The 11,898-nt window shown below is 66.7% G+C and carries 13 protein-coding genes; 8 read left to right on the top strand and 5 right to left on the bottom strand.

Annotation, left to right across the window (positions count from 1 at the left end; genetic code table 11):
- Positions 1–6 precede the first annotated feature (6 nt).
- From AC2FAN_RS08870 to AC2FAN_RS08860, 3 genes are read left to right on the top strand one after another with little or no spacing between them, the layout of a single operon-like run.
- Positions 7–357 carry a DUF1579 domain-containing protein gene (locus tag AC2FAN_RS08870; RefSeq protein WP_485173425.1) on the top strand — a complete coding sequence of 117 codons (351 nt, stop codon included), beginning with the start codon at positions 7–9 and terminating at the stop codon, positions 355–357.
- The gene (locus tag AC2FAN_RS08865; protein WP_485173424.1) at positions 347–490 is read left to right on the top strand and encodes a DUF1579 family protein; all 144 of its coding nucleotides are present in this window, start codon (positions 347–349) and stop codon (positions 488–490) included. Before AC2FAN_RS08870 ends, AC2FAN_RS08865 begins: the two co-directional genes overlap by 11 nt.
- Before the next feature lie 32 nt (positions 491–522).
- A complete protein-coding gene (locus tag AC2FAN_RS08860; RefSeq protein ID WP_265051207.1) occupies positions 523–957 on the top strand; it encodes a VOC family protein in 435 nt (144 codons plus the stop codon).
- Positions 958–1,107: 150 nt separating this feature from the next.
- Here the strand turns inward: AC2FAN_RS08860 and AC2FAN_RS08855 are convergent, their stop codons facing one another.
- The 5 genes from AC2FAN_RS08855 to AC2FAN_RS08835 form a co-directional block, all read right to left on the bottom strand.
- Entirely contained in the window at positions 1,108–1,863 is a 756-nt protein-coding gene (locus AC2FAN_RS08855; RefSeq protein WP_265051208.1) for an SDR family NAD(P)-dependent oxidoreductase, read from the bottom strand.
- Positions 1,836–2,873: a ketopantoate reductase family protein gene (locus AC2FAN_RS08850; RefSeq protein ID WP_265051209.1), complete on the bottom strand. Its 1,038-nt coding sequence runs from the start codon at positions 2,871–2,873 to the stop codon at positions 1,836–1,838. Before AC2FAN_RS08850 ends, AC2FAN_RS08855 begins: the two co-directional genes overlap by 28 nt.
- Positions 2,874–2,883: 10 nt before the next feature.
- Positions 2,884–3,831 (bottom strand): isoaspartyl peptidase/L-asparaginase family protein, encoded by a 948-nt coding sequence (locus AC2FAN_RS08845; RefSeq protein WP_485173423.1) that lies wholly within the window; start codon positions 3,829–3,831, stop codon positions 2,884–2,886.
- A gap of 152 nt (positions 3,832–3,983) precedes the next feature.
- Entirely contained in the window at positions 3,984–5,576 is a 1,593-nt protein-coding gene (locus AC2FAN_RS08840) for an ABC transporter substrate-binding protein (protein WP_476805301.1), read from the bottom strand.
- Entirely contained in the window at positions 5,573–6,124 is a 552-nt protein-coding gene (locus tag AC2FAN_RS08835; protein ID WP_485173422.1) for a MarR family winged helix-turn-helix transcriptional regulator, read from the bottom strand. Before AC2FAN_RS08835 ends, AC2FAN_RS08840 begins: the two co-directional genes overlap by 4 nt.
- Positions 6,125–6,294: 170 nt before the next feature.
- On the opposite strand from AC2FAN_RS08835, the gene AC2FAN_RS08830 reads away from it, so the two are divergent.
- From AC2FAN_RS08830 to AC2FAN_RS08810, 5 genes are all read left to right on the top strand, one after another.
- Positions 6,295–6,996 (top strand): creatininase family protein, encoded by a 702-nt coding sequence (locus AC2FAN_RS08830; protein WP_476805300.1) that lies wholly within the window; start codon positions 6,295–6,297, stop codon positions 6,994–6,996.
- Positions 6,997–7,018: 22 nt separating this feature from the next.
- Positions 7,019–7,993, top strand: a complete 975-nt coding sequence (locus AC2FAN_RS08825) for an ABC transporter permease (RefSeq protein ID WP_265051214.1) — start codon at positions 7,019–7,021, stop codon at positions 7,991–7,993.
- Positions 7,990–8,868 (top strand): ABC transporter permease, encoded by an 879-nt coding sequence (locus AC2FAN_RS08820; RefSeq protein WP_265051215.1) that lies wholly within the window; start codon positions 7,990–7,992, stop codon positions 8,866–8,868. Before AC2FAN_RS08825 ends, AC2FAN_RS08820 begins: the two co-directional genes overlap by 4 nt.
- Positions 8,865–10,565: a dipeptide ABC transporter ATP-binding protein gene (locus AC2FAN_RS08815; RefSeq protein WP_485173421.1), complete on the top strand. Its 1,701-nt coding sequence runs from the start codon at positions 8,865–8,867 to the stop codon at positions 10,563–10,565. Before AC2FAN_RS08820 ends, AC2FAN_RS08815 begins: the two co-directional genes overlap by 4 nt.
- 179 nt (positions 10,566–10,744) lie before the next feature.
- The gene (locus AC2FAN_RS08810) at positions 10,745–11,644 is read left to right on the top strand and encodes a polysaccharide deacetylase family protein (protein ID WP_265051217.1); all 900 of its coding nucleotides are present in this window, start codon (positions 10,745–10,747) and stop codon (positions 11,642–11,644) included.
- Positions 11,645–11,898 lie beyond the last annotated feature (254 nt).

The following is an 11,898-nucleotide window of genomic DNA, read 5'->3' as shown; positions in this document are numbered from 1 at the left end:
CGGCCCATGCAGGTCGAAGTGCGGAAGGAACATGAGTGGCTGCAACAGCTCGTCGGTGACTGGACCGCGGAGATGACGGCCTCGATGGAGCCGGGCCAGCCGCCCAGCACCACGCAGGGCACGGAAAGCGTGCGCTCGCTCGGCGGGCTCTGGACCCTCGGCGAGGGGCAGGGCGCGTGTCCGGATGGCTCCCCCGTCACCAGCCTGATGACGCTCGGCTTCGACCCGGCGAAGGGCCGCTTCGTCGGCAGCTTCATCGCCTCGATGACGTCGATGATCTGGCACTATGACGGGAGCGCTCGCCACCGACGGCAAGTCGCTGGTCCTCGATACGGAAGGGCCGAGCATGGCCGGTGACGGCTCGATGGCGAAGTATCAGGACGTCATCACCTTCCTGTCGCCCGATCACCGCACCCTGACCTCGCGCGCCCTCGGCCCGGACGGCCAGTGGACCGAGTTCATGTCCGCCGATTACCGCCGCAAGATCTGATCGCCTTCAGATCACAACCAGGAGGAAATGCGATGAAACTCTCGACCTATCTGCTGTTCGACGGCAATTGCCGCGAAGCCTTCACCCATTACGAGAAGGTGCTCGGCGGCAAGATCCAAGCGATGATGGATCACAAGGGCACCCCGGCCGAGGAGCATGTCTCACCCGAATGGCGCGACAAGATCCTGCACGCCTGCCTCGAGATCGAGGGGCAGATGCTGATGGCCTCCGATGCCCCGCCGGACCGCAGCGACGGCCCGATGCGTTCGGTTTCGGTCAGCGTCGGCGTGAAGACGCCGGAGGAAGCGGAGCGCATCTTCGCCGGATTGTCCGAGGGCGGCGCCAAGATCACCATGCCGCTCGCCGAGACTTTCTGGTCGCCGCGCTTCGGCATGCTGGTCGACCGGTTCGGGACGAACTGGATGGTCGGCGCCGAGCAGCCGGCCGACAAGATGGATTGCGGCTAGACTCTGCCGATTTCCCGAGGAAGCACGCCGTCATCCCGGGCTTGCCCCGGGATCCATCGTAAGGCTCGTCGCTCTGGGATGGATCCCGGATCTACGCGGCTTCGCCGCTTGTCCGGGATGACGGCGCGGGTCCGGGAAAGTCAGCCGCCTCTACGAGCGCCCGCCATCCACGGACAGCACCTGCCCGCTGATCCAGCCGGCCTGCTCGCTCAGGAAGAACAGCGCCGCATTGGCGATGTCCTCCGGCGTGCCGAGGCGGCGGGTGTGGATGCTCTCGACGAGGCGCTTCTGACCTTCCGCTCCGTAGCTCTGCCATTGCCGCTCGGTCGCGGGGTTGGAGCGCACGAAGCCCGGCGCGACCGAATTCACGGTGATGCCGTGCGGACCGAATTCCCAGGCGAGCTGCCTGGTCAGCCCGACCAGCGCGTGCTTGGCGCTGGCATAGGCCTGGATGCCGGTGAGGCTCGGCCGCAATCCCGCGCCCGACGAGATGGTGACGATCCGGCCATAGCCGGCTTGCTTCATCACCGGCGCCGCCGCTTGCGCCAGGAAGAAGGCGGCATCGACATTGGCGGCGAAGATCACCCGCCAATCCCCTTCGGAAATGTCCTCGATCGCCCGGCCGACCTGCCCGCGCACACCGCCGGCCGCATGGACCAGGAGGTCGAGCCGGCCATCGGCGCCGACGATGTCGCGGATCAGAGCCTGCGCCGCTTCGGCCGAGCCGAGATCGGCGGCATGACCGGTCGCATTGATCTCCTGCGCCGCCGCCTTCACGCCGGCAGCATCGATATCGGCGAGATGGACGCGGGCACCGGCTTCCGCCAGCGCGGCCGCAATGGCGCGCCCGATTCCCTGCGCCGCGCCGGTGACGAGGGCTACGCGGCCGTCGAAGCGAATCTGCATCGGTCGATCAATACCTTCAGCGTCTCGAAGGCCATTGGACGGCGGCCTTCCTCGATGTCGTGAACGAGGGCGACCAGCGTTTCCAGCGCCGGCGTCGCGGTGCCGACCTCGCGGCCGAGGTTCGCGATGACGCCGATCTGCGGATCGACCTCGGTCCTGCGCTTGCGTACGGCAAGGTCGCGCCAGATGCCGGAATGGGTCTTCGCCGTCTGCGAGGTGTAATCGGCAAGCCAGCGGATCGTCTCGATCTGCGGTCCCTCCGGCTTGCCGGGCGCGAAGACCATCGGGTCGAACGCGCCGAAGCCGAGCGAGGTCACGCCACGCTTGGCCGCCACTGCCCCGACCTCGCGGCCGAGCGCGAGCCAGACCGGCAGGCGCTCGGGATCGGCGAAGTTCGCCGACATCGAATCGTCGGTCAGGGCCGTGGCGAACAGCATCGCACCATAGGCGAGCTTGCCCCAGAGATAGCCGAAGATGTTATCGGTCAGGATCGCGTCGGGCTCGACGAGCTTGAGCAAGCGGTGCATCTCGGCCGCGCGTTCGCTGATCGAGCCGTCCAGTTCGCCCACGACCACGGCGCCGCGATTGCCGTAGAGAATCTCGCCCGGCCCGAGCCAGTCCGCGCCGAAATTGACGAAGCAGCCCATGGTGCGCCGCTCGCCGACCGCCTTGGCGATGGCGAGCTCGTTGAGTCCGTTCTGGGCGGAGAGGACGAAGCCATCCTCGGCCAGATGCGGAACCAGAGCCGCGAGCGCCGCCTCAGTGGCTCCGGCCTTCACCGCGAGAACGATGCGGCTGTAGCGGCCGGTCAGCTCGGTCGGCGTCGCGGCCGGAACGACCTGCGTGAATTCCTCGACCGGGCCGGAGACGGCGAGGCCGTTGGTCCGGCAGGCTTCGACATGCTCCGCGACGATGTCGACCAGCAGCACTGGCACCCCGGCGCGCGCCCAATAGGCGCCGAGCGTGCCGCCGATGGCTCCCGCGCCCCAGATCAGGATCGGTTCGCTCATGCCGGCCGCCTCACGCCTGCCCGGCCATCTCGACATCGCCGTGGGTGGCGACATGGATCAGCCCGTCCGGGGTCACCCATCCCCGATACATGCCTGCGGTGTTGTAGGGCGCAACGACCGTGCCGTCCGCACCGACCGCGACGAGCCCGGCGCCGATCTTGTGCTCGGAAAGCTCGGCGAGCATGGCCTGCGTCGCCGCCTCGAGCGAGAGGCCCTTATAGGCGATCAGCGATGCGATCTCATGCCCGACGCAGTAGCGCATGAAGTACTCGCCCTTGCCGGTGCCCGAGACGGCGCAGCGGCCGTCGCGCGCATAGGTGCCGGCGCCGATGATCGGGGAATCGCCGACGCGCCCGGCCGGCTTGTTGGTGTAGCCCCCGGTCGAGGTCGCGGCGGCCAGATGCCCTTGCGCATCGCAGGCCACGCCGCCGACCGTGCCGTGCTTCTCCGCCTCGCTCGCCTCGGCGGCCGTGCCGACGATCTCGCGGATCTTCATCGAGGCGAGGTTCTTGCGACGTCGCTCGGTCGAGAAATGCTCGTTCTCGACGGTGTCGATGCCTTCATGCTCGGCGAAGTCGTCGGCCGCCGGGCCGGCCAGCAAAAGCGGGTCGCCGCGCAGCATCAGCGCCTTGGCGGCTGTGATGGGATTGCGAATGCGCTTGGCGGCGCAGATCGCGCCGGCGGCCAGCGTCGCCCCGTCCATGATCGAGGCGTCGAGCTCGTGCTCGCCATCGGTGTTGAAGGCGGAGCCATGGCCGGCATTGAAATGCGGTGAATTCTCCATCACCCGCACCGCAGCCTCGACGGCCTCGACCGCGGCTCCACCCTTGACCAGGATCGCCCAGCCGGCCCGCAGCGCGGAGGCGAGGTCGGCGCGGGCCTGGGCCCATTCGGCCTCGGTCATCTCGATCTTCGGCAGCGTGCCGCAGCCGCCATGGATGGCTAGCGCGAGGGTCATATGATTGTTCCGATCGGTGGTCGTTTGCGAGGCGGGCCGTCCGTCATGCTCGCCCTTGTGGCGAGCATCCACGTCTTGAACACCGAACCTGGTCATCAAGCGAAGATGTGGATGGCCGGGACAGGCCCGACCATGACGCGAAGGCGGTCGCGTTACTTCTTGGCGGGCTTGATGTCCATCGCCAGCGTGTCCTCGTCGACGCGCGGGCTGATCGTCACCTTGTCCTTCTGCATCGCCCAGGCCGAGCCCACGGCGGTGATCGGCAGGCGCGGCCGGTCCTTGGCGACGATCGCCGCGACGTCGGACAGCATCTGGTTGCGCTTGGCCTCGTCCATCTCGATGCCGGCGTCCTCGATCAGCTTGTCGACCTGGGGATTGGCGTAGTTCTGCACGTTGAAGGCGCCGAGCTTCTTGGCCGGATCGTTGGAGTGCACCAGCGAGGAGAGGGTGTAGTTCGCCTCGCCCGTCAGCGTGCCCCAGCCGGACATCGACATCGAGAAGTCGCCGCGCAGTCGGGCCGGGAAGAACACCGCGCCCGGCTGGGCGTTGGCGTTCACCTCGACGCCAATGCGCGCCAGCATCTGCGCGATCGAGGTGCCGACCTGCCGGTCCCCCGGCAGGCGGTCATTGGTGAAGGAGAAGGTGATCTTGAAGCCGTTGGGGTAACCGGCCTCCTCCATCAGCTTCTTCGCCTTGGCGATGTCGGGCTTGGTCGCCGGCAGGCTCTTGTTGAAACCGGCGATGGTCGGCGTCACCAGCTGGTTCGCCGGCGAACCGAGGCCCTCCATCGCGATCTCGGCCAGCGCCGGCCGGTCGATGGCGATGTCGATCGCCTCGCGGACCTTCACGTCCTGCAGGGGGTTCTTGGGCAGGGCTGAGCCGTCCTTGGCGCTGATCTGCGGGGACTTGTCCCGCATGTCGAGCTCCATGTTGAAAAGATAGACACTCTCGACCGTGGCGACGTTGAGCTTGGCGTCGCGCTTCAGCGTCGGCACGTCGGAGGCCGGCGCGCGCACGATGATGTCGACCTGGCCGGCCTTGAGCTGCGCGACGCGGGCGGCGTCGTTCGGCAGCTCCTTGCGCACGACCTTGGCCCAGGGCTCCTTTGGGCCCCAGTAGCCGTCGAAACGATCCAGAACCATCTGGTCCTTCGGCGTCCAGGAGACGAATTTGTAGGGGCCGGTTCCAACAGCCGCCTTGCCGGAGTTGAACGCCTCGTTGGCATTGTCCTTGGTCAGGCCGGCGGCGGCCTTGTGCGAGACGATGAAGAGCCGGATGAAGTCGTTGGGCAGGTTCGGCGCGGGCCCGTCCGTGACGATATGGACCGTCAGCGGGTCGACGATCTTCACCTCCTTGACGCGGCGGACATAGATCGTCGTCGGGTTCGGCCCGGCGACGACCGGAATGCGCTCGATCGAGAATTTCACGTCCTCGGCGGTGAAGTCCGAGCCGTCATGGAACTTGACGCCCGGGCGCAGCTTGAACTCCCAAACCGTCGGCTCGATCGTCTTCCAGCTCAGCGCGAGGCGCGGCTCGATCTGCAGCTGGTCGCCGGACCAGGTCAACGTGTCGAAGACATGCTTCAGCGCTTCGGCATGGGTGCCGGTCGCGGTGAAATGCGGGTCGATCGATTCCGGTCCGGCGCGCACGCCGATCGTCAACGTCTGGGCGAGCGCTCCGGTGGAGACGGTGGCGCCGAGCAGGGCGGCGAAGGCCGCGAGGCGGAAGGTGCGGGCCAGCTTCATGATGAGGTCCCCTCTTGTTCGAGTTCGTTGGGCCATGCAGGAGAGGCGATGACGAGCTTGTCCATCAGCATGCAAAGCTGTTGCTGCTCGTCCTCGCTGAGGCCGGAGAGCATCGTGCTCTGGTGCTGCACCATCAGCGGCATGGTCTCGTCAAAGATCTTGCGGCCGGCGGCCGTGAGGTGAAGCACGTAGCTCCGCAGATCCTTCGGATCGGATTCACGCTTGAGCAGGCGCCTCTGCAGCAGCTTCTGCACGGCGCGCGACAGCGTGTTCTTGGGCAGGCCGGAGGAGGCCACGATGTTCTTGGCCGCGACGCCCTCCCGCAATCCGACGGCATAGAGCGCGACGAATTCCGGGCGCACCAGGCCGTAGCGGGTCTCGATCCAGCGATAGACCGGATCATTGAAGCGGAAGGCGACGAAGTTCAGTCGGAAGGAGAGCCAGCAGGGATTGTCCCAGAGCTTCGTCACGGTCAGGGGATCGAGCTCCGCGAACGCGGCCTCGCGTTCCGGGTCGACACGCGAAAGAGAGGTGGGCGAGCGCCGCATGGGAAATATCTCCCGGTCAATTTAGTTCCAAATGGAACTTGACGCTCTCGAATGCCAGAGTCAAGGATGGCTTCGGCCTCTGGCCGCAAGGTTTCCTGGCTCGCCGCAGCGACGCGGGATCGCTTGCTCCGACTCTCTACCGCTTGAACGAACGAAGCAAGGATTGCGCCGTGCGTGTCGCCGATTTGAACTGGATGCAGATCGAAGCCCAGGCTCGGCGTGACGACCGTTGCGTCCTGCCGCTCGGCAGCGTCGAGCAGCACGCCTATCTCAGCCTTGCGACCGACGTGATCCTGTCCGAGCGGGTGGCGCTGGAGGCGGCCGAACCGCTCGGCATCCCCGTCTTCCCGGTTCTGGCCTATGGCATGACGCCCGGCTTCCTCGATTTTCCAGGCAGCATCTCGCTCAGGCTCAGCACCTATACGGCGCTGCTCGGCGATCTGTTCGATGGCTTCTATCGCTCGGGTTTTCGCCGGATCGTGCTGGTCAATGGCCATGGTGGCAACTCGCCGGCGCTGAATTTCGCGACCGAATGGCTCGGCCAGCATCCGGATGCGAGCGTGCGGGTGCACAACTGGTGGGCGGCGCCGCAGTTTCAGGCGGCGGTCAAGGCGGTCGATCCGGCCGCCTCCCACGCATCCTGGATGGAGAACTTCCCCTGGACGCGCCTTGCTGGCGTCGCGATGCCCGATACGGCGAAGCCGCCCTTCAATCCGGCTCAATATCAGGCCGCAGCCCCGGCGAAGCGGCGCGAAATCCTCGGCGACGGCAACTTCCACGGTCTCTACCAGCGGCCGGACGAGGAGATGCTGAAGCTCTGGCAGGTCGGCGTCGAGGAGACGCGCGCGGCGATGGTGGAGGACTGGCCGTGAGGCCGCGCCGAAGGCTTCACCCATGCTAGGCCATGTCGCCGTCCGCCTCGCCCAGGCGCTCGTCGTCATGCTCGTCATGTCGGTGCTGGTCTTCGTCGGCGTCTATGCGATCGGCAACCCGATCGATGTACTGATCGGCCCCGACGTCAGTCAGGAACTGCGCCTCCAGACCATCGCTCATTACGGGCTCGACCGGCCGCTCTGGGAACAGTACCTCACCTTCCTCGGCCGCGTGCTGCATGGCGATTTCGGCCGCTCCTTCGTTTTCGGCATGCCGGTGATGGACCTGATCCTGTCGCGCCTGCCGGCGACGCTGGAGCTCACGCTTGCCGCGGTCTGTGGCGCCGCGCTGATCGGCATACCCGCGGGAATCTATGCCGGCTACAGACCGGACAGCGTCGCCTCGAAGCTGATCATGACGGTCTCGATCCTCGGCTTCTCCGTGCCGACCTTCTGGATCGGCCTGGTGCTGATCATGGCTTTCGCGGTCGAGCTGCAATGGCTGCCTGCCGGCGGGCGCGGCGAGACCGTCTCGATCTTCGGCGTCGAATGGAGCTTCCTGACCCTGAACGGGCTCAGCCATCTGCTGCTGCCGGCGCTGAATCTTGCCTTCTTCAAGCTCGCCTTGATGACGCGCCTCGCCCGCGCCGGAACCCGCGAGACCATGCTCTCGGATACGGTGAAGTTCGCCCGTGCGGCCGGTCTCTCGGAATGGACGGTCCTGCGCCGTCATGTGCTCAGGCTGATCGCGATCCCGCTCGTCACAGTCTTCGGCCTCGAATTCGGCTCGACGCTCGCCTTCGCCGTCGTCACGGAGACGATCTTCTCCTGGCCCGGCATCGGCAAGCTCATCATCGACTCCATCCAGTCGCTCGACCGGCCGGTGATGGTCGCCTATCTCATGCTCGTCGCCTTCGTCTTCATCACCATCAACTTCCTCGTCGACCTCGCCTATGTCGGGCTCGATCCGCGGCTGCGGAAAGGAGGCGCGCGATGAAGGACGCGTCTCCCGCCGCCCGCTTCTGGGCCGAGTTCCGCGAGAGCAAGGCCGCGGTCGCGGCGCTCGCCGTGGTCGTGCTGATGGTCGGCATCGCCGTGCTGGCGCCGCTCGTCGCGCCGCAGGACCCCTACGACCTCGCCAACCTCACCCTCTCCGATGCGCGCCGCCCGCCCGGCTATGTCGGCGAAGGCGGCTACACCCATTGGCTCGGCACGGATGCGCAGGGGCGCGACCTGCTTTCGGCGATCCTCTACGGCCTGCGCATCTCCCTGCAGATGGGGCTGGTCGCCGGCGGGCTCGCCTTCGTGCTCGGCGTCTCGCTCGGTATCGGCGCGGCTTATGTCGGCGGGCGCTGGGAAGCCTTCATCATGCGCGTCATCGACCTACAGCTCGCCTTCCCGGCGATCCTGCTGGCGCTGGTGCTCTCCGCGCTGCTCGGTCAGGGCAAGATGCAACTCATCGCCGCGCTGGCCGCCGCGCAATACGCCTATTTCGCCCGAACGGCCCATGGCGCGGCCTCCGCCGAGCGCGGCAAGGATTATGTCGAGGCGGTGCTGTCGACGCCGCTGCCGGGCTGGCGCGTGATCCTGCGTCACATCTTCCCGAACTGCCTGCCGCCACTGATCGTGGTCGCGACCGTGCAGGTGGCCAATGCCATCGCGCTGGAGGCGACGCTGTCCTTCCTCGGCGTCGGCCTGCCGGTGACGGAGCCCTCGCTCGGCATGCTCATCGCCAACGGCTTCCAATACATGCTGTCCGGCCGCTACTGGATCTCGATTTATCCCGGCATCGCCCTGATCGTCCTGATCGTCGCCATCAATCTCGTCGGTGACCGCATCCGCGACCAGGTCAATCCGAGGCTGAAGCGATGAGCGAAGCGCTTCTCCTTCAGGTCAGCGATCTCGCCACCCAGTTCCACACCCGGGCCGGCGTGGTGAAGGCGGTCGATGGCGTCTCCTTCGCGCTGAAGCGTGGCGAGGTGATGGGTCTCGTCGGCGAGTCCGGCTCCGGCAAGAGCATCACAGGCTTCTCGATCATCGGGCTGATCGACCCGCCCGGCCGCGTCGAGGGCGGTTCGGTGAAACTGGAGGGGCGCGAACTCGTCGGGCTGTCCCCTTCGGAGCTGCGCAAGATCCGCGGCAAGCAGATCTCGATGGTCTTCCAGGACCCGATGATGACGCTGAACCCGATGCTGACCATCGGCGTGCAGATCAGGCTCGCTCTGGAAGCCCACGAGGCGGTTTCGGGCGCCGAGGCGCGCCGTCGCGCGGTGGCCGCACTGGCGCAGGTCCGCATTCCCGATGCCGAGGGCAAGGTCGATTTCTATCCGCACCAGTTTTCCGGCGGCATGCGCCAGCGCGTCGCCATCGCGATTGCGCTGCTGCACCGGCCGAAGCTGATCATCTGCGACGAGCCGACCACCGCGCTCGATGTCTCCGTCCAGGCCGAGATTCTCGCGGAGATGAAGGAGCTGGTCGCCGAGCTCGGCACGGCGCTGATCTGGATCAGCCACGACCTCGCCGTCGTCGCCTCGCTCGCCGACCATGTCTGCGTCATGCGCCACGGCAGGATCGTCGAGGCCGGCCCGACGCTCGACGTGCTGACGCATCCGCAGCATCCCTATACGCGTGGGCTGCTCGACGCGCTGCCCTCTCGCTCCGAGCCCGGCGCGCTGCTGGCCGGCGGCGCCGGCTCCGACGTAGCTCCGCCGCCGCGCATGGCGAAGGATGCAGCGCCGCCGGCGAGGGACGCGGCGCACTATGTTCGCATCGAGCATGTCGCCAAGCGCTTCGAGCAGACGCCCGGGCTGTTCCGCAAGCTGGCGCAGAAGGCCGGCTTCTCCAGAGCGCCTGTCGCGGTGCAGGCGGTCGACGACGTCACGCTGGTCCTGAGGCGCGGCGAGGCGCTCGGCCTCGTCGGCGAATCCGGCTCCGGCAAGTCGACACTTGGGCGCGTGGCGGCCGGCATCTATGCGCCCGATACCGGCCGCGTCGCGATCGACGATGCTCCGGTGATGAGCGCGGGCACGCATCCTCACAAGATCACGACGCGCGTCCAGACCATCTTTCAGGACCCTTTCGCCTCGCTCAATCCGCGCATGACGGTCGGCGATTCCATTGCCGAGGGGCCGCTGACGCATGGGCTGATCGGGCGCGGGCAGGCCAAGGAGTATGTCCGTCAGTGGTTGGCGGCGGTCGGGCTCGATCCGGCCTTCGCCGTCCGCTATCCGCATCAGTTCTCGGGCGGCCAGCGCCAGCGCGTCGCCATAGCCCGCGCGCTCGCGATGCAGCCGGACGTCGTGGTTTGCGACGAGCCGGTCGCCTCGCTCGACGTTTCCATCCAGGCGCAGATCATCAACCTGCTGATACGGCTCAGGCAGGAACTCGACCTGACGCTGATCTTCATCTCGCACGACCTCTCGGTCGTCCGCCATCTCTGCGACCGCGTCGCGATCATGTATCGCGGGAAGATCGTCGAGAGCGGCCCGGCCAGCGATGTCTACGACAACCCGCAGCACGATTATACGAAGAGGCTGTTGGCGGCTGTGCCGGTGCTGCCGGTGGCGTGAGCCGTCGTCGTTTCGGAAATACGCGCCGTCATCCCGGACAAGCGGCGTAGCCGCGCAGATCCGGGATCCATCGCAGGGCGTCGGAGCCCCATGATGGATCCCGGCGCTACGCTTCGCTTCGGCCAGGATGCCGGCGCAAATGTCATTGTCCGTCGAGAGAATTTGAGAAGGAGCGATCCATGTCCGAATCCGAACTCCTGCCCTGGCAATGGCCGGAAGAGGTCTGGCGCGGCAAGGTCGAGCGCGTGCGCGCCGGCCGCAACCTCAAGCCCGCCAGATGGAAGAACGGCGCCCGCTGCGCCGTAGCGCTCTCCTTCGACGTCGACCACGAGACCAACGAACTGCGCGACGGCGGCAAATCGGTCGGGCGTCTCTCCTGGGGGCAGTACGGCAATCGCGTCGGCATCCCGCGCATTCTGGACCTGTTGAAGAAACAGGACATCCAGGCGAGCTTCTTCGTGCCGGCCGTCACGGCGCTGCTCTATCCCGATGAGCAGCGCCGCATCGTCGGCGAAGGCCATGAGATCGGCCTCCATGGCTGGATTCACGAGGTGAACACGGCGGTGCCGCCGGCGGATGAGCGCGAACTGCACCTGCGCTCGGCCGATACGCTGGAAAAGATCACCGGCGTCAGGCCGGTCGGCATGCGCACACCGTCCTGGGATTTCTCGGAGGTGACGCTCGCCGTCGAGCGTGAGCTTGGCCTGCTCTACGATTCCTCGCTCTTCGCAGACGACGACCCCTACGAGATCGTCGAGAAGGGCGAGGCGACCGGTATGGTCGAATTGCCGGTCGAGTGGATTCGCGACGACGCGGTCTACTTCAACATGAACCGCTTTCAGGCGCTTCGGCCCTATACGCCACCCGAAGCGGTCTTCGATATCTTCCGCCGCGAATTCGAGGGAGCTTATGCCGATGGCGGGCTCTTTCTGCTGACCATGCATCCGCATGTCATCACCTATCGCTCGCGCCTCTGGATCCTCGAGGAGCTGATCCAGCTCGCCAAGGCGAAGGGCGATTGCTGGTTCGCGAGCCATGCCGAGATCGCGGCCTATGTGAAGGCGCAGGCTGGTCTCTGAGGCCTGCAAGGCCGGAACCATTGCCCGATTCTCGCCGTTTTCGCTTCATCGCGGGTTCAGGCCGCCAACGGCCTGATACCCCCAAGTTGAAACGAATGACGGGAATTGTAATGCGCACGAAAAGCTGGTTGCTGGTCGGGACCGTCCTGCCTGCCCTCGTCCTTTCGCAGGCCGGACAAGCCTTCGCTCAAGCCGGGCTGCAACTCGTCCAGGCCCCGGCTCCCGGCGACGAAGAGCCCGGGCGCGGGCCGCGC

Source organism: Allobosea sp. RIT-PG3_2, from assembly GCF_057321085.1.
This window is presented reverse-complemented; position numbering and strand designations above follow the sequence as displayed.